The sequence below is a fragment of the Streptomyces sp. NPDC005533 genome (assembly GCF_042871845.1).
Lineage (GTDB): Bacteria > Actinomycetota > Actinomycetes > Streptomycetales > Streptomycetaceae > Streptomyces.
Genome location: NZ_JBIAJH010000072.1, coordinates 1 through 17,667, shown reverse-complemented (window position 1 = coordinate 17,667; position 17,667 = coordinate 1). Strand labels below are relative to the sequence as shown.

The 17,667-nt window shown below is 61.9% G+C and carries 13 protein-coding genes and 2 pseudogenes; 9 read left to right on the top strand and 6 right to left on the bottom strand.

Annotated elements, in window-relative coordinates:
* Positions 1-758: 758 nt before the first annotated feature.
* Positions 759-959, bottom strand: a complete 201-nt coding sequence (locus ACFYP3_RS35110) for a hypothetical protein (protein ID WP_388841850.1) — start codon at positions 957-959, stop codon at positions 759-761.
* Here ACFYP3_RS35110 and istB point away from each other — a divergent pair.
* Complete coding sequence (istB, locus tag ACFYP3_RS35105; protein ID WP_388841859.1) at positions 906-1,619, top strand: IS21-like element helper ATPase IstB; 714 nt, start codon at positions 906-908, stop codon at positions 1,617-1,619. The two genes, ACFYP3_RS35110 and istB, sit on opposite strands and share 54 nt — an antisense overlap.
* Before the next feature lie 175 nt (positions 1,620-1,794).
* Here the strand turns inward: istB and ACFYP3_RS35100 are convergent, their stop codons facing one another.
* Positions 1,795-2,265 (bottom strand): zinc ribbon domain-containing protein, encoded by a 471-nt coding sequence (locus tag ACFYP3_RS35100; RefSeq protein WP_388841848.1) that lies wholly within the window; start codon positions 2,263-2,265, stop codon positions 1,795-1,797.
* Here ACFYP3_RS35100 and ACFYP3_RS35095 point away from each other — a divergent pair.
* Positions 2,266-2,358, top strand: a pseudogene (locus ACFYP3_RS35095) (transposase); the annotation flags it as partial.
* A 92-nt stretch (positions 2,359-2,450) separates the two neighbouring features.
* Here the strand turns inward: ACFYP3_RS35095 and ACFYP3_RS35090 are convergent.
* Positions 2,451-3,341: a calcium-binding protein gene (locus ACFYP3_RS35090; protein WP_388841845.1), complete on the bottom strand. Its 891-nt coding sequence runs from the start codon at positions 3,339-3,341 to the stop codon at positions 2,451-2,453.
* A gap of 211 nt (positions 3,342-3,552) precedes the next feature.
* Between ACFYP3_RS35090 and ACFYP3_RS35085 the strand changes: the two genes are divergently transcribed.
* Positions 3,553-3,762 (top strand): hypothetical protein, encoded by a 210-nt coding sequence (locus ACFYP3_RS35085; protein ID WP_388841841.1) that lies wholly within the window; start codon positions 3,553-3,555, stop codon positions 3,760-3,762.
* Between the two features lie 1,377 nt (positions 3,763-5,139).
* Entirely contained in the window at positions 5,140-5,442 is a 303-nt protein-coding gene (locus ACFYP3_RS35080; RefSeq protein ID WP_388841838.1) for a hypothetical protein, read from the top strand.
* A 416-nt stretch (positions 5,443-5,858) separates the two neighbouring features.
* On the opposite strand, the pseudogene ACFYP3_RS35075 reads toward ACFYP3_RS35080, so the two are convergent.
* A pseudogene (locus ACFYP3_RS35075) lies at positions 5,859-6,022 on the bottom strand (IS6 family transposase); the annotation flags it as partial.
* Between the two features lie 345 nt (positions 6,023-6,367).
* Here ACFYP3_RS35075 and ACFYP3_RS35070 point away from each other — a divergent pair.
* From ACFYP3_RS35070 to ACFYP3_RS35060, 3 genes are read left to right on the top strand one after another with little or no spacing between them, the layout of a single operon-like run.
* Entirely contained in the window at positions 6,368-6,835 is a 468-nt protein-coding gene (locus ACFYP3_RS35070) for a TIGR03067 domain-containing protein (protein WP_388841835.1), read from the top strand.
* Between the two features lie 3 nt (positions 6,836-6,838).
* Positions 6,839-8,659, top strand: a complete 1,821-nt coding sequence (locus ACFYP3_RS35065) for a B12-binding domain-containing radical SAM protein (protein ID WP_388841832.1) — start codon at positions 6,839-6,841, stop codon at positions 8,657-8,659.
* Positions 8,652-10,088 (top strand): radical SAM protein, encoded by a 1,437-nt coding sequence (locus ACFYP3_RS35060; RefSeq protein WP_388841829.1) that lies wholly within the window; start codon positions 8,652-8,654, stop codon positions 10,086-10,088. Before ACFYP3_RS35065 ends, ACFYP3_RS35060 begins: the two co-directional genes overlap by 8 nt.
* 152 nt (positions 10,089-10,240) lie before the next feature.
* On the opposite strand, the gene ACFYP3_RS35055 is transcribed toward ACFYP3_RS35060, so the two are convergent.
* A complete protein-coding gene (locus ACFYP3_RS35055; RefSeq protein WP_388841856.1) occupies positions 10,241-10,465 on the bottom strand; it encodes a hypothetical protein in 225 nt (74 codons plus the stop codon).
* Positions 10,466-11,725: 1,260 nt separating this feature from the next.
* Here ACFYP3_RS35055 and ACFYP3_RS35050 point away from each other — a divergent pair.
* A complete protein-coding gene (locus ACFYP3_RS35050) occupies positions 11,726-16,246 on the top strand; it encodes a hypothetical protein (RefSeq protein WP_388841826.1) in 4,521 nt (1,506 codons plus the stop codon).
* On the opposite strand, the gene ACFYP3_RS35045 is transcribed toward ACFYP3_RS35050, so the two are convergent.
* On the bottom strand, positions 16,164-17,147 hold the full coding sequence (locus ACFYP3_RS35045; RefSeq protein ID WP_388841853.1) for a helix-turn-helix domain-containing protein: 984 nt from the start codon (positions 17,145-17,147) through the stop codon (positions 16,164-16,166). The two genes, ACFYP3_RS35050 and ACFYP3_RS35045, sit on opposite strands and share 83 nt — an antisense overlap.
* Before the next feature lie 118 nt (positions 17,148-17,265).
* Between ACFYP3_RS35045 and ACFYP3_RS35040 the strand changes: the two genes are divergently transcribed.
* A partial coding sequence (locus ACFYP3_RS35040) for a transposase family protein (RefSeq protein WP_388841823.1) occupies positions 17,266-17,667 on the top strand: 402 nt, incomplete at its 3' end.

The following is a 17,667-nucleotide window of genomic DNA, read 5'->3' as shown; positions in this document are numbered from 1 at the left end:
CCCCGATCCGTTCACATTGACAAGGTCAATCGCAATTCTTTCAGGTGGCGGCACAAGGGGAGCGTGCTGCGCGGCACTGGCCGGAGAAGTCGATGAAATAGCCATGAGGATGGCTGCTAATCCGCTGGTGACGATGACCCTGGACATGATACTCCGAATTATTCTTGCAGACTTCTGGCGGATCTATGTCACCACCGGAGGAAAAGGATGTAAAGAAGGAATTGAGCCTCATCGATTTCAGCCTGGCCGCGCGAACGGCGAGGATGTACGAACAGCCGGGCCTCGAGTTCACCGTGGGTCCCCCGTGGCTCCCACCGCCCCACGGCGCACACGGCCCCCGAGCGCTGGACATGTCAGCTCTCCGCCGACCGCCTGGTACAACCACCGGCGACTGCACGGTGAGATAGGGCACATCCCACCCGTCGAGCTCGACCACTACGAAGCAACCACGAAACCCACATCCCAACCACAATCTGAAGTCTCCACGAAAGCCGGAACGATTCAGGTCAACGGACGGCTGGGAGGCAGCCCTGTTCTGGGGCCTGCCGACGATGGCTACCCATCTCTTTCGATCGCTTAGAAACGGCCACCGCCGGACCGAGCGGGCGGTCAGAACTGTGAGGGTGCCTGACGCGAAGGCCCCTAATCGGTTGTGAAGGTGGTTCCGGAGGCAAGTGGTTGGGCTTCTGGGCTATCTGGTGAAGAACAACCGGCTACCCCACGCTGGCTACCTCTAGGCCTTCTCATCCCTGCGATCATCACCCAGCGCGCAGGCCCACTACCGACATCGGCGGGACGTCGGCGACTGGCACGCGCAAGCTCAACGGCACCTGTTCAATCGCCTCCTCGGCCGGCTGTTCCACTGCGGCCGGCACCTCGACGGCCATGCCGTCGCCCTTCGCGCCCTGTCCGACTACGACGCCCTGTTCGGCGTCGACTTCGATGAGAACTGGTCCCACGAGGAGTATCGGGCGACTCTGCTGCAGAGGCAGGTCGCCGACCGCGAGTCCAAGGGCACCGTGATGCGCATCTGCACCGCCTACCTTCCGCAGGTCAAGACGCTCGAGGACTTCAACCTCGACCACCTGCCCTCACTCCGCCGGGACGTCCTCGCGCACTTGGCGACCGGGATGTCCGTTGCGAAGGCGGAGAACGTGGTCCTACTCGGGCCGCCCCGGATCGGCAAGACCCACCCCGCCATCGGCCTCGGAGCCAGGGCGGCCCACGCCGGCCACTCCGTCCTGTTCGACACGGCGAGCAACTGGATCACCCGCCTCGCCCCCGCCCACCAGGCCGGCCACCTCGAGACCGAGCTGAAGAAGATCCGCCGCTACCGGCTGATCATCATTGACGAGGTCGGCTACATCCCCTTCGACCAGGACGCCGCGAACCTGTTCTTCCAACTGATCGCGTCCCGCTGCGAACAGGGCTCGGTGATGGTGACCTCGAACCTGCCCTTCGGACGGTGGGGAGAGACCTTCTCCGACGATGTCGTCGCAGCCGCCATGATCGACCGCCTCGTCCACCACGCCGAGGTCCTCACCCTCACCGGCGACTCCTACCGCACCCGCCCACGACGCGAACTCCTCGCCAAGGAGAGCCGCAGACACCGAGACTGAACCAACCCCAGGGGGTCAATTCTGCGGGAGCAGAGCGTGCTCAATTCTGCGGGAGCATTGACACGCTCACTCAACCGGTCTACCGCACCCCGAGGGGCCTCCGCAGGTGAACCCGAAAACGCCACCAGCCGCCCACACCGTCACCAGACGCGGCAAACCACATTCGAATGGTCCCTCAGTGCTTAGCGCATTCGCCTTCAACGCAGGCCCGCAGGACGAGGATGTCGCGGGAGCCGGAGTTCCGCCGGGGGCTGCTGGAGCGCCTCGACGTCCCCAAGGGCGCTCGCGGCGCGCCCGAACGGCGTGGACGATTGACTTCCGCTCCCCGCCCTAAAGGGCGGGGTTTCCTACCGCGGTCGGTTGACCGTCTCGGTGGGTTCCTGTTTCTTCGCTCTGTGCCGGGACGAGTCCCGGTCTTACCCGCGCTCCGCAGCGTGACCGCCAGTCCGGCGGCCTTGGCGACGTTGACCGCCGCGTTGATGTGCCGATCGAGGACGGCCCCGCACGCCGCGCACACCCACGTACGGATGTGGAGGGGTTTGGGGCCGGCCTTGGCGCCGCACTGTGAGCACACCTGAGAGGTGGGTTCGAAGCGGCCGATGCGGTGGAAGGTGCGCCCGTACCGGGCTGCCTTATATTCCAGCATCTGTGGTCCGGATCACACTTCGCCGGGTCGGTCGGCGGGGCGCCGTTGTCGATTGTCCGTCAGTACATCGAGCAGCAGAATCGCTCGCTGTGACCTGCAGGTCACAGCAGCCCCGAGAATCGCTTCACCACCGCCCTTAAGGACGGCCAACTGCGATTAGTCCCGGTAGCGCCAGCCGGGGGGCGTCAGAGTTCGCAGTCGGTGACGGTTTCGGTGTTGGTGCAGGTGTCGGTACCGGGTCCGGCGTCACCGCTGTCGATGCCGATCCCGCCGTCGATGTGGTCGGAGAAACCGTTCTCCACCGGCAGCAACACATCCTCCCCGAACTTGACGTCGCCAAAGATCGTGTCGCCGCCGCCCCCCGCGAGGATCGTGTCATCGTGCCCTGAGCTGATGTACGACGATGGGGCACCGGTGAGGGTCTCGAAGTCACCGTAGAGCACGTCGGTGCCACCGCCGCCGTCGATGAAGTCGTCGGCGCCCTCGACAACGGTGACGGTGCCGGTCAGGTGGTAGGTCTTCGCACCCCCGTAGATGGTGTCGGCACCTTCGCGACCGTAGATCGTGTTGCCCCCAGCATTGAGGGCGATGCCGGCACCGACGGTAATCGTCGCCGCATTTCCGTAGATCGTGTCGTTTCCTTCGCCACCGTCGATCTCGTTCGCCACGGTTAGCGCTGCGGCACCGGCCACGGTCGTGAAGTCCCGGAACTCGCCGAACAGAGTGTCGTTGCCACCGCCGCCAAAGATGTGATCATTACCGCCGGCGAACAGTAGTGGGCCGGGAAATTCCACCTCGCCGTAGATGGTGTCGTCGCCGCCGTCTCCACAGATCCGGTCGTCGCCGCCCAGACCGCTGATGGTGTCGTTCCCGCCCAGCCCGACGATCACGTCGTTCAGCGGCGTGCCAGTGAGGGTGTCGGGACCATTGGTGCCGGTGATCGTGGCGGGCAGCCCGTCACAGGTGAACACGGCCGCCGAGGCTGCGGCCGGCTCGGCGACCAGGCCGCCCAACATCAGGACGAACGCGCTGGCCGCTACGGCCAGGCGGGGGTAGAGAGAAGAGAATCGCTGCATCGCACACCTTCCGGTCTGGGCCAGGCAGCCCCATCGGACAGAGCTGCATCAGTCCGCCCAGATCGGGAACAGCCTGGCGCAGCTCGGGCATATCAGAAAAGGGGGTGAATGGGCGTGAAAGCGGGGCGCTCGAATCACCCACCGGGCTCACGCAGCGGCTCACAAGCCCCACTTCATCCACCAGCACCGGATCTCGCCGAAGGACGCCCTCATGCGACACAGCCGACAACTGGTCACCAACTGCGAGCCTTGCACCCGCGGCAAGAACAGCAGCACAGTGGGAGCAGACCACTTCGGCGATGTCACCGATGTCGCCGAAGACGCGATGCGCTGGGCCGCTGCCATGCAGCGGGCCTCGGACAATCTGCTCGAGCAGGAAAAGCCGAAACAGGAGTACGGACAGTCGTTCCTCGCTCAGTAAAACCTTTTCGTCCCGGCTCTGATGGGGTGAACGTGCTTTTCAGAGGGGCGGAGGTGACGAGGCAGGGCCTCTGCCCGTTGGCGTGGGTCACGTTACCCAACCCTCCGGCGTCCCAGGGGCTCTGTCCCGGACCTGCACGAGGCTCTACCCGGCCTGGGTGCGGGCGACTTCGTCATCATTGACGCCACCCTCATCGGCACGGACCGGACCGCTGCCGATGAGCCGTCCGACCCGATGAAGCACTGTCGGCACCGAATGAACGCGCAGGCCATCGCCGGTCCAGACGGCACACCACTGTGGTTCTCAAGGGCTTACGTGACGGCCCGCCTCGCGTCAAGGAACGGCAGCCACCAACAGCAGTGCGCCCCGGGCATCCTCCCGCGCACTCCCGCAGCTTGACCGGCTACACCACGGGAGGGGACTCCACCGGGACTGCCCAGACCGGGGCGTCCCGCGAGTCCACACGGGGTTCCTTGTGACCGCCCCGGGACGGGCGGGTACCGGGGTATGCACACCGCGCCCGGACGGCCATCACACAGCGGACTGCTGAGGGCAGGGGGCGCAGACCGTAGCGGGGCGTGCGGGCTGGGTCCGAGCGGCAGGTCAGGGTGGGCCAGGTTCGTAGCAGAGCGCCGACCATCCCAGCGGTGCAGGCGGGGTCAAGGAGCAGGTCCAGGGCGATCGCCTCCTCGGAGGTGGGCTTGACGGGGATGCCTGCGGCCTCAAAATACATGACGCCGCTCGTCGCTTCACGGCGCTGACGGCGGTCAACCCGCCCCCATTCGCATACCTCACACCACGGGTACAGTCACCCGCCCAAGTCCATCAGCGACTTCACAAGCAATCCCCCTGACGAGCTGAAGTCAGTAACGAGACAACGCCCGGCGGCACCGACTTCACCCAGCGGGGCCCCGAACGGGGCCGCGCACCGCGCGACCACCCGGCTCTACCAACTCGGCTACATCATCACCCTCAACTTGATGGAAACCGCGGCTTGACTCTCCCCGAACCGGGCACCCGGCAATCGCCAACGGCCGCCGGCCACCGCCCAGCCATGCCCAAATCCAACCTGACCTGCTGCTATTTACCTGTCAGGTTAGCTGCGGTGATCTGACAGGTCCAGCGGGGTGCCCCGTTGGCCACGCCCCCTCAACACTCTGCCGCCACCCCACTCGCAGGCCGTGCAGATAGGGTCGGGACAGCGTCCAAGAGAGACCACCGGCTGGCGGATCCGACCCTGACCGTTCAGCGGAATGTTCGGCAAGTCAGAGTGATCTGCACCCGTATCTCTCGTTCGCGTTCCCGACCTCTGCCGCGACAGGCTGATCACAAACCGGCTCGTGACATGCTGTCCTTCTCGTTCGGGAGGGCGGAACCGTGACAGAAGTCGGTGGATGGATCGGGGGGCGCAACCTGCGGTCTTTCATGGAGTTACTGTCGCACTACGTCGGCTATGACTTCGACGTCACCGACTGGAAGACGGTGGCGCTGGCGGGGACCGATGACGAGCGAGCTGAACGCTGGTACGCGTATCCCCTGGTCGGCGACCTTCATCAGGTTGATGTCTGGCTTGCTCGCTCGGTGGGCGGTGACGAGCTCTCCGTGACCGTGAGCGGTATCGAGATGGCCGAACTGGAGATCCGGGCAGACGCTCTGCTGTCCGCATTCGCCACTGGTTGACGGCGAGGGGGCACGAGCTTCATTTGACGTGATCCACAGCGCCGGCCACACCTGTCGGGGCATGGTGCAGGCCGTTTGCCGCGATCACGGTGGGAGCTGCCGTACGTACGAGAAGGTATTCCGCTCACGTCCCATGACTCCGCGGTATGTCGGCTACCGCCCGCCCGACCGCGCCTGGTGTCGAAGGCCGCGGGGGCGTGGTGGCGTCATCGGTGTCGTGGCCGGCTGAGGATGCATCAGGACGTGTCAGAGGGCAGGGGGACTGCTGTTCAGGCTGTGGCGGGTAGGCCGACGTCGCTGGTGATCTGGTTTCAGATGGTGAAGCGGATGCTCGTTTCTAGGCGGTAGCGGCCGGCTGTCATCAGATTCCGGTGGGGCCGGAAGGGAGAGTGGGATCCCAGTGGAGCCGACAGTCACCGTTGTGCTCCGCCTGGGCTGCGGAATCCTTTCATCTCGCGTTCATGCTGGCGAGGGACTGGCGTCTCCGCCCGGTTGTTCAAGCTCTTGCGGGAGCGATGCCCGAACGGGGGCATCACCTCGCGGTGGCGGCGCCGTAGGAGCGGAGCTTGTCCATGACGATCACCCTGAGCACTCGCTGTGGGGTCTTGAAGAGTCCCGAAGAGCCTGCCGGCAGCGGCCTTGTCGGGTGGTGCTGGGCGAGGATGTCGAGGACATTGACGTCCTGATCGGCGGCACGCCACAGATACTTCCACTCACTGCAGCTGCCGTGACCGACCAGCTACAAGGGGGCACATCGCGGAACTATCTGCAACTGCCGTGACAAACCTGAGAATTACTCCAGATGGGGCACTGAATATTGGCAGGAGGGGCGCTGCGTGAGACAACCAGCCTTCCTGATGGTAACAAGGAAGAGCGGACACTCACGTCTGCAAGTTTCCGGGTTAACAGAAGTAAGGACGTTGCCATGTCGATTGAGCGCACGGACTGCACACCTAACCCAAACACTTTCACTAAAGCGTTGGCGGGCGCTTGGCGTGCGGTCTATTCCGAAGCAGATGGGAGGATGTCGCCGGTCGAGGACTTTGCGGGTTTGACCCACCGGTTCGAAGAGAATGCTTTCTCCGTCGACGGTGGTGTGGGCCGTCACGCAGGAACTTTCTCTCTCGACACGAGTAAGTCGCCGATCGAGGTCATCTATATCTATAAGGAGAGCGATGGCCCGTTCCTGGGTGCACCGAGGCGGGGGTTGATCCAGCTTGAGGGCGACACTTTGAAGCTGTGCATGGGGCCTATCGGTCACGATTCGCCGACAGATTTCAATACTAAGCCTGGTTCCCAGACCGTTCTGACCGTGTTCCAGAGACTGGATTCGCATGACAGCTTGATTGTTAACGCTGCGGCGTTGAACCGTCTCACCATCTCGCAGTGGTAGACGGTGCCTGCAGCCCCGTCGGCCCGGGTGGCTCTTGTCCGTCCCCTGCTGTCAACGAATGACTTCAACGGATACCCGTTGAACCTGTTGATCCTGGCTTCAGCCCTGCGGGCCGCCGGACATCACGTCGCAGTTTTCGACTTCGACTACCTTAAGGAAGTTGACCCCACGTGGCTCGACGGTGGTTTTGCCCGTCGAGCATGGTCGGTTATCGCCGACTATGAGCCTGATTGTGTCGGAATTACCGCAATGTGCAGCAACTATGCCCTAGCGCTCGACTTGGCACGCGAGGTCAAGCACGAGTCACCGGCGGCGCATGTGACCTTGGGCGGGCCACACGTGTCCTTGTGCCCTTTGGAAACCTTGAACCGCTATCCCGGCGTCGACACCGCCGTAGTCGGCGAAGGCGAGATCACCTATCCAGAGTTGATCACGGCTGTCATGGCCGGTACAGACTTGGCCTCCGTGGCAGGCATTGCGTACCGGACGGACGGTCACAGCGTTCTCACGCCTGCGCGGCCGCTCATGTCGGATCTCGCGGGCTCGCCCCGCCCAGCCTACGACCTGGTGGACGTTCCAAGTTACGTAGCGCTGTCGGCAAGCGAATATTTTGAGGTGTACGCCGGAAGCGGATGCCCGTTCAATTGTTCTTTCTGTTCGACCTCAATCGTATGGCAACGCCGCTACCGGAACATGGATGCCGAACGCATCGTCGACGAGTTTCAGGACTTGTCCACCCATTACGGCGCAACAGCCTTTAATCTGATCCACGACAACCTCACGACACGGAAATCTTTGATCCGTGACATCGCGGCAGAGATCGACCGCCGCCAGTTACGCATCCGCTGGGGATTCAGTTCGCGTGTCGATACTATCGACGCCGAGACCGCCGCGGCGGCTGCCCGGTCCGGGTGCGACTACATCTTCTTCGGTGTCGAGTCGGCGTCCGAGGCCACCCAACGAGACATCAAGAAGCGACTTCGTGTCGGGAAGATCCGTGCGGCCATTGAATTTTGCACTGAGGTCGGCATCGCGCCCACAACGTCGTTCATTCTCGGCTTCCCCTCCGAGGGCACATCGGACGTGGATGCGACGATTCGTCTTGCCTTCGAGAGCAAGGTGCGAGGCGCCCGCCGATCTTTCCTGAACATGCTCAGTCCGTACACCGGCACCGAATTTGCTAAGCAATACCAGGATGACCTCGTCTACTCCGAGGAGATCGCGAACGGAACAATGAGTGCGTTCCACGAGCCGGTGCATCATGCCATGGTGCAAGCCGACCCGTTCGTATTCAGCAGCCACTATCTCCTGGACTACCGAAAGTCGTCCGTCGACGCCACAACCTATCTGAACCTTGTAAATTTTTTCAATATCGCTCTCTTTCGTCTTCCCTTCAGTATGAGCTACGTCCTGAATGATCTTGGCCGTTCGCCGCTCTCAGTCCTGAGAAATTTCGAGCACCAACTGGCCCTTCTCACACGCCAGGATGTCGCTCAGCTTGTGGTGCCATTCCGCGACGAGGAGTTCCTCGCCATGGTCGATTCACCTGCGCGCGCGTTCGCCGCGGACCTGCTGCGCCTTGACCATGCGTTGCACGCTGCATCGACGACCTCAGTTCCTGTACTCTTTGCAAGTTCAGTTGATCTTTCAAAGCGTGCTCCCGTGACAGGATCTCCCACACACTGCGAAAGGTCCTACCTACTGCGACCCCGAGGCGATCGGACGTCCGTCGAAGTCTTGGATCCGGCCCTGTTCCGACGCTATCTGCACATGGGGCTGAGAGATGTGGGTGCCGCGTGCGAGTCAGTCTCTGTCGATGTCTGACCTCGCGAGCTCGCCGGTCTTCGACCTCGGGGTAACAGTCGACGACAGAGGCCAGATGACGTTCCAGCATCAGTTGCCCCTGTTCAACTGGTACTACCCATTCGACCGCAGCCGAGTGGGTAAACGCTTCTCGCTGCCTGCGATCGGCCGAATGGCCGCGGAGGGCCGCCGGACCGCACTATACCTGCACATCCCGTTTTGCGACACGATCTGTTCGTTCTGCCCGTTCAGTCGGGGACGATTCCAGGACTACGACGAAGTGACACTATACGTCAACGCACTTATTCAGGAGATCCGGACCGTCACCGACGGGCTCGGCTGCATCCTGCGGCCTGACGCCGTGTTTATCGGAGGTGGCACGCCGTCCGTGGTTTCCCCGGACGACCTTCGTCGGCTCGGAGCCTCGCTTGCCGAGCACGTCGACCTGTCCGGCGTGGAGGAATTCAGCTGTGAGCTCGAAGCCAAGAGTGCCAGCGGACCGGTTATGGATGCCTTGTGCGATGTCGGCGTGAACCGCGTGAGTTTCGGGGTCCAAACTCTTTCACCGCGGCTTCGCCGACTGCTGGCGCTGACCGCTTCTCTGGCCCAGGTCGAGCAAACCGCCGCTCTGGCCAACGAACGATTCACGACTACGAACATCGACGTCATCTACGGTCTGCCCGGGCAGACAGAGGCCGAGTTGCTCCGCGACATCGAGATGGTCGGGGCACTGGACTCGTCGACCATCGACTTTTACCCACTCAACAACCTGGCCGCGCAACCCCGCCTCCACACCGCTGCGGACCTCGCGTCGGCGCCGATGCTGGACGCGGCGACCCGCCGCCGCTTCCGGCGTCGAATCCGCGAGCAACTCCGCATTGCGGACTACCTGCCGGTGAGCGGATACTCCTTTGCACCAGCTCCTCGGTCTCGTTCTGATCGGCACCCCGTGAGTAGCCACCGGACCTTCCTATATCACGACATCGTCTATGGGTACGCCGACGACATCGTCCTGGGGTTCGGTGCCGGAGCCTATTCCATCCTGCCCGGGACGAATGTGTACACCGAAGGCGACCGCCGGCGCTACGTGGAGTTGGCAGGCCAACGTGACGAGGTCCGGGTTGGCTTTTCCACTGGGCCTGCCGCCGAGCGAGGCGTGGTCGGATTCCCGTATCGGGGGTCGTTGGACCGGACCCGGGTGGACTGGTCCGCCGTGCCGGCCGAAGTCCTCGATGCTCTTGATTCATCCCTCGCAGGAGGGCTGGCCGACGAATCGGAACCCGGCACCATCCGGCTCACGGAACGTGGCTGGCTGGACTACGTCAACTACATGTACCTGCTCATGCCTGCCTCATCTAAGCGGTGGCTCACCGACCGCATCGCCATTCGACGGGCGGCAGGGGGCCGTGTGGAATCAACAAGCCTTAACCCCTCCGTGACGGGTCATTGAGGAAGACCAGGGCGGGGCGCTGTCACGCCGGCTGATCTTAGGATCCGTGAGGCATTTCCCTGTGCGGTTCATGAGGATGAGGATGGCTACAGCGGTTGACGTGAGTCTGCTCGGGCTGATGCGGGCGTGGTGGAGTATCCTCCCCTGCTTGATCAGGGAGATTGCTCAACAGGAGCACGCAGCGCGGCGTGGACTTTGTCCAGCGCCTTGTGCTTGTCGGGCAGTCCGGTGCTGTGCCGGCGCTTGATGGGGGTGATGACGGTGCCGTCGGCACCCTGATAGCCCTTGCCGGCCAGGACTTCGATGTCGAGCCGTGTGCAGACGCCGGTGATGGCGTGCGCGCGGGCGGCCTTCAGGTCCTTGGTCCTGCCGGGCAGGCCTGCGGACCGGCAAGGCCACCCGGCAGAGCGTCTGCGTGATCAGCGGCCTGACGCCCTGCCAGGCATCACCGCAGCGGATGGGACAGCCCGCAAGGCCATAATGGGCGGTTGAGAACCGGGTCCACTTCGTGTGGGATACCCGCATTCGCCGAGAAACACTTCGAAGATCCGCACCGAACACGGACCTGAGAACATGGCGACTGCGGAACACGGCGATAAGCACTCTCCGCGCCGCCGGGCACAACAGCACCGCCGCCGACCTGCGCACCCTTCCCTCGTCCCGTGGGCATGCTCGGCCTGGCCTGACCAGCAACTCACCCACTGAGAGGTGGGATGAAAAGGGTTCACTCACCCAAGCGCTCTGCCGCACCCTGGCGGACCCCCACAAGTGAACCCGGAAAAGCCATAAACTGGCACACCGTCAGCAGATGCGAAAAACCCATTCGAATTGGTCCTCAGACTTTTCTGCTTGGCCGCTGATCAGGTGGCGAGGGCCGCGGAACGGGCAGAGCCCGGGACTGCCCGGCAAGGCGTCACCACTCAACTCTGCAGCCTGCGGGCTCTGTTGGTTCCCTAGCGTGCCGCACTGCACGTCCCACACCCCTTCGTGACGATGCTGATCACCACCTGTAAGGGTGACAGATGGCGTAAGCGCCCGCCCTCAGCGGCCCTGGTCTCCCCGGGGTACCTCAGGAATAACGGGCAGCCGCGTCCGGGACCAGCATGGGCACCACTCACGCCAGCACCCACGGCGTCATCACACTCCTGGCCCCGCTCCGGCACTGGCATCAGCGGATACCGGGCACGTCCTGCTCCCCGGGACGCTCGCCGAGTACGGCCAAGCCGGCAGCAAGCGCACGGCAACATCGCCACAGGGCCCTGCCGCCAACGGCCGGGCCCTCCGCAGAACAGAAGACCATCAGCCGGATCCCCTCCATCCCCCGGCAGCCCGTCGAAAGAACCCCTGCCCCCATCAGGACCATGCACAACCTCCCCCAGGCCCGGCACAGCCCCGGCCAACTCACGCCGACGGCCGCAGCCCACCTCGCTCTGGATACTCGCCACTGCAAAGGCTCACCGCCGCCCGTCATGTTCCGGCTGCTGGGCCCTCTCTCTTGTAGCGGCTTGTCATTGAGCGAGACGTTCCTGGATGGACTGTGGGTTCGGGCTGGGGCGATGGCCGCCTTGTAGCCTCTTCTTTGCATGGGAGAAGAAATGAGTACACGTCGTAAGAGGTCGAGTACGGTTTCGGTTGCCGTGGCGAACCGTGCTGTGGCTGTGGTTCTTTCCTTCGGGGTTGTGGGGGCGGGCGCGGGCGTTGCTAATTTGGCCAGCATTACCTCGGCCAGGGCGGCCGCACCCAGCGAGTTCAACTGCTTTACCTCTTGGGAGGGAGCAAAAGCTGGATACGATTGGATTAACGGCAAGTCGGACAATTTTTACCTACAGGACTTCGACCTTTCTACGAGTTTCCTGGACTGGGCCAACTGGCCTGAGGGCGACAAGCGGAGGGTCCAGGTGAACGTGCAGAATAATACTTCTTCGGACAATATTTACGTTCTGTCGCAGCTGAAGTTGGTGTATGTCCTTGCCGACATGGCGGCCGCGGCCGGCAGCATGGCGTCGGGAGTGCCGCAGGGGTGGGGCAATATCACCGGTGTGGCAGAAGAGGGAGTCATAAGGGGCGGGATCAAGGGCCTCCAAGATTGGCAGACAAAATGGACCAAGGAGGTCGCGGATCTGCTGGCCAGAAAATGGACGCCCCAGGAAATAGCCGACGGCACACGCGATCGTGAGATGTTGAAGACGCTTCAGTCGCGGCTCCTCACATTGAACGGGAGCGCGGCGACACTCGTCAACGGCTTCGCAGACATCTGGGGCAGGAAGAACGGGACCACGATACAAAAAGCCCTCGAAAGTACAACCGCTTTCGGTAAAGATTTGGTCGAGGCCATCAAGAAAGAGGGAATTAAGGTCGCCAAGGACCAGAAGGCGAACATTTCGAGCACCGACTATGTCGAGTCCATTCTCACCTGGGCCGCACGTATGGGCATCTCAATCGCGAGAGGTCTTAGCGGTGACATTGTGTCTATTATAAACATGATATTGGGCACAATCAATATCTTCGGGGTCAGCGGCTGGGCGAGCCGCGTTGGGGCCGCCCCTATCGACATGCTGGTCATGAGGGATGACTTGCGCGGCGTACGCATGGCGGTCAACGACAACGTCTCATGGATTGCCACTGACGACAGGATCACTCCCGCCACGAATGCAGGATCGTCCACAAATGGTTACGGTGACCTCAGGCCCAGGGAGGGTGTCGGATATTACAGGTGGCGAGATCTGACGAAGGCGACCGATCTGGTCGACGATCAAACTGTCACACATATGGCGTGCAACTCACTGGAGCTAGCCGGCTTCGATGGATACTACTCTAATACGGCCATCGACGGCGTCAGGCAGGGCCTGATCGATGCAGGATTCAAAGATGCCACCTGGCTGGATGCCGCCAAACTGGCCGTCGGGATCAACTTCCGCAAGCTCCTTTGGCTGGAAAATAGCAAGTATTTAAAAGACAACCCCGAAATGGCCAGGACCCATGCCCTCACTGCCGCGGCCCGGAAGGCGGTGACGGACGCCGTTGCGGTGGCCGACGCGGACTGGCAGAGGAACTCCGACGTCAAGCTGGAAGACGCTGCGAAGAAGGGGCTAGCCAAGGGCACTGCCACGAGCGGCTTCTCTGGGGTGTACAACCAATCCCTTTCGGACCAGTACGACGCGGCGATCAGCGCGGCCGCGATCGGGGTGAGCTTCTGGCACGCACATATTCTCCTGTCTGAAATGGAGAAATATTTCGACTTCAACGCTGAAGGCGGCGTATGGAAGGCCGCGCAGCCCAAGCCGGGCGAGGCTCCGAGTATGTACGTGCGGGTCGCCGCCTTCATTCTGGCGAGTACCACGGGGAGCGATGGGACGCCTACAGACGTCTCCGCGGCGCAAGACAAGATAAAAAACCTAGCGGTGCTGTACGGCGGCAATGCGACAGCAAAACCCCCTGTGAAGCCGTTGCCCTCAAAGCTTGTAACATATTTCAAACAGAGCGTGCCGTCCCCCAAGGGCGAGATTGTGTACCTTCAAGATATTGTGCACTCTGCCGATCCTGTGCTGATGGCGAAGCAGATGATGTACTGGTATGGCGTCTCCTCTGAGGACGTGGGGCACCGCATTAAGGCGCTCGCAGTTTTCTTCGGTGTCAGTGATAGAGATGTCGCGGAATCTTTGCTATTCAATAGTGATTTCCGGCAGAAACTGGCCACCATGAACAGTGCGGGGTGGGACCAGGGTATGAAGAAATTCAGTGAGGAATCTGGCGACACCGCCTGGTATAAAGGCCTCGGGGCGCGCCGTAGTTCTCTGGGACTTCCGACGATGGGATTGAGTGAGGCGCAGATCCAAGTGGTTAAAGCCAAAATTTTCTCCAGACTCATCGGTTACAAGACTTCGTGGTTCCAGCCTGAAGGTCCTATCCGAATCACCGCTGATCGAATATCAATGACGCCGGAATTTCGCCGGGCTCTGTATATTACGAGTAAGCAGCAGGGGAAAAGTGTAGAGGCGGACTACCTGGAGTCGGATCATTACGGCGACATTAGTGACGATGAATTAAAACGTGCGGTGGACAAAATATTCAACAGTGTTGAAGCGTCGCAGCCTAACGGCCTCTCAAAGGAAGCCTTCTGGACCAGGTTAACCTTTGATGCCAGAAGCGTGGAACAATATATAGGTATGACCATGCTTAAGAAATCCCTTGAGGGCTACGATGATCAGGTGGCAGAGATATACGACGCCACCCTCGGTGCGACATACTATGGAGTGGATGGAAATTCTATTCGAAGGTATTTAACGCGGCTTGCCGCTGATTTCGGTCTCTCAAAGATTTGGGATTTGGCGTCAAAGGCTGACGGTATCTTTCCGTCTAAGTATGTGCGGCTCGTCGTCGTCCTGCACGAATATAGTGCCAGGGATGAGGAGCAGACGAATCTGCTGATCGACTTGCTGGCGATCCGCTTTCGAGCCGCGGGCACCACGCACGGTGATATAAACAAGTTGCTGGAGTGGTTTGACTCAGGCACGGATATTCCGTGGCCCGCGTCGAAGGCCAAGGAGGATGAACACGCCCGGTCAAAGCGCGCTACTTCCGGCCTCGACATGTCTTACTTACTTGGGGCTTATAACCCGTTGCAGAATAACGGGTTTGACCGGCTGGAGGCCGCCCAAGTCCTCGAAAATGTTTCCAGTTACGTGCGGACAAAGTCGGGCGCCGACGATGCGACAGCCGACCGGACTGCTGTGAGCCTGGCAGACGAGCTGAACTTCCGCACGCTTTTCGAGGCGTTTTACAAGGCGGAGCCAGACAGCGTTGACAGGATCGAGAAGGCGGTAATGAAAACGCTGGACCGTATCGGTGCGGAAGCGGCCAAGGACGGTACCGGGGACAAGCTGTGGACGGATGCTCCCTTGATGGAGGAGTACGCCGGCCTCGCAGGCCTGCTCGACAAGGCATACACAGCGCTCAAAGGGGACGGGCTTGCCCAGGATGCGACAACGACTGTAGATGAGCTCGCAAAGTATCTGGAGGGTAAGGCATCTGCGGGTACGAAGACCGTGGGCGGAAAGTCGTCTGCCGACTCGAGTTCGAGTTCTGAGGTTGACAAGCTCGCGATTAGGAGAACTGCTGCGAGCTTGGCTGCCAAGCCTGACTTTATTAAGCTGTACAAGGCGGTGTACAACAATAAGCCGGCTGGAGCTTCCAGGGTTAGTGACGCGGCGACGACCACGATGGACCGGATTGGTATAGTGGCGGCCAAGGAGGGCGTAGGGGTGAAACTCTGGCGGGATGCTCCGTTGATGGGAGAGTATGCAGGCCACGCTTTCAGCGATGCATTACTCGAGGGAGCGGCCTCGGTCCTCAAGGCCACAGAGCTCGGGGATACTGCGACAGTTGTCGGCAAGGTCACGGAGTACCTGCAGGGTAAGACAGGCGTCAAGAAGCCGGACACGGCCCTTAAGGATACCGCTGCGAGCTTGGTAACTTCGGACAATTTTCTTAAGCTGTACTGGATGTCATACAGGACGGCAGGGGTCAAGGATGGTTTCGCTGCCGCGGTGGCGAAGACGATGGATCTCATTGCCACGGCGGCGCCGCAGCCGGATGACAAGGTTAAGGGTACGAGCGCGAGTTTCTGGCTGGATTACACTCGCCTGAATACATATGCTGGTAAGAGTCTAGCGGCCGAGAGTCTTGGCGCGGAACACGCTAAGTATTCGGACGGGTATGACGCGATCTTGAGCCTAAGCAACCAGACGGTTAACTCCCACAGGATTAACTTCCGGGATGCTGAAATATATCTCACGCAGATTGGGATGGATTTCAAGCAGCCGGATATTTGGAAGCTTGCCAAGCCTACGGCCCCGGGAAGTCCTTCCATCTACGTGAAGGCTGTCGCGAAAATTGAGCGCCTGAAGAGCATTGATCAGCAGACAGGCCAGCTGATTGCCAGGCTGGCGGCGTCGACGGGCTTCTACAACACGGCAACCGGTCTTGGCGATAGCGCGAAGCTGGTGGAGTGGACCCAGGGGGCCAAGGGTTTCCCCGCGTCTATGCCCTCCTATGACAGCGCGACCACCAAGCTGGTCAACGGGAAGAGTGCACTGTATTTTCTTGAATCGAAATTCGTCCTTGGCGGTAGCTTGTCACCCTGGTCTGCCTTAAGTTAATCGTCACGTTCCATAAGTGAGCTTCTTTCATTCTGGGCCTATCAGGTGAGAGCAGTTCAGGGAGCGGGAACGCAGGTCCCGGTCGTTGGCAGTGTTGATTTACACTCAACACCGCCTCCTGACCGGGGCTCGAGTCGTAGACTTCCATAGGTCTGGGAATTCTCCGTCCGCGCCTACCTAAAGAGAGCAGCCAAAACCTGTCTGGCGGTGACGGCAGCAAGACTAATTGGATGGGGTGCCAGGCCCGAGGCCGGGGATATCGTACGTGGGCGCGGGCAACCTTGAGCCGGGCCCTGGCCCGGTGCGCGGCCCTCTTGACCTTGCGAGACAGGTCCCGCTGCGCCTTCTTCAGCTTCATCCCGCCCCGGCGCAGGAAGCGCGGGTTACCGTTCTTCCTGCCGACGGCGAGGATCGCGAAGTGTGCAGTCCCAGGTCGGTGCCGACCACGGGCGCGACCTGGGGAAATGTTTCGTCCGACCACGAACGAAGCGAAGCCTGCGGAGTCTTTGACCCCGGTTACCGTGGACGGCACCGACGGCAGAGCACGGGACCACTTCACCCGCACATCGCCGGTCCTCCGAAGCCGCAGCTTCCCACCTTCGGGCCGTCGAAGAACTTGTATGCGGTGTCCAGGCCCCGGAGAGACTGCTGGAGTACCACCGACGACACCTCCGCGAGCCATGCCCGCCCGGAGTCTTCTCCGAGGCTGTGAGCGCCTGGACAGCCCGGCCGAGGTGACGAACGGAAGCCCGGCTTTACGGGCATCCTCGCGGGTCCGCAGGGCATCGTTGTATGCAGCCCGAGCGCACCCGAATTCCTGAGCCGCGACCTGCGCTGACCAAGCGTCGGATAGACGCGGAAAGGTACCGGCGCAAGGCCATGACAGGCGCCATGCTGGCACAGTGAGCCTTTTCAGCTGGGCCACCGATCGGGTGACGGCGGAGTGACCGTGGAACGGGCAGAGCCCCAGGGCTGTTGAGCAAGGTGTCTACGCTCAACTCTTCAGCCTTGGGGCTCTGTTGGTTCCCTATCGTGCCGCACTCGATGTCCCGCATGCACTCGTGGAGTGGGTCACGATGCTGATCGTCACCCGGGAGGGTGACCGGCGGTGCAAGCTCCCGCCTTCGGGCCGTGCCATGGCCGCACTGGTGTACTTACGGAAGAACGAGACCCTGGCCCAGCTCGCGGCCGGTTTCGGGATCAGCGTCGGCACGGCCCACGCCTACGTCCACGCCGTCGTGACACTCCTGGCCGGCCGGGCACCGGGCCTCACGGCTGCCCTGAGGGAAGCCGACGCAAGCTACGTCCTGCTCGACGGGACCCTCGCCGAGTGCGACCGGGTCGGCGACAGTCGCGCCGACTACTCGGGAAGACACCGCCGCCACGGCGTGAACCTGCAGGTCATCACCGATCCCGACGGC

What these genes read in the sequence shown, in the direction of transcription:
- ACFYP3_RS35100 (WP_388841848.1), bottom strand. Translation starts at nt 2,265, where the DNA reads ATGCTGGAATATAAGGCAGCCCGGTACGGGCGCACCTTCCACCGCATC.
- ACFYP3_RS35090 (WP_388841845.1), bottom strand. Translation starts at nt 3,341, where the DNA reads ATGCAGCGATTCTCTTCTCTCTACCCCCGCCTGGCCGTAGCGGCCAGC.
- ACFYP3_RS35085 (WP_388841841.1), top strand. Translation starts at nt 3,553, where the DNA reads ATGCGACACAGCCGACAACTGGTCACCAACTGCGAGCCTTGCACCCGC.
- ACFYP3_RS35060 (WP_388841829.1), top strand. Translation starts at nt 8,652, where the DNA reads ATGTCTGACCTCGCGAGCTCGCCGGTCTTCGACCTCGGGGTAACAGTC.
- ACFYP3_RS35070 (WP_388841835.1), top strand. Translation starts at nt 6,368, where the DNA reads ATGTCGATTGAGCGCACGGACTGCACACCTAACCCAAACACTTTCACT.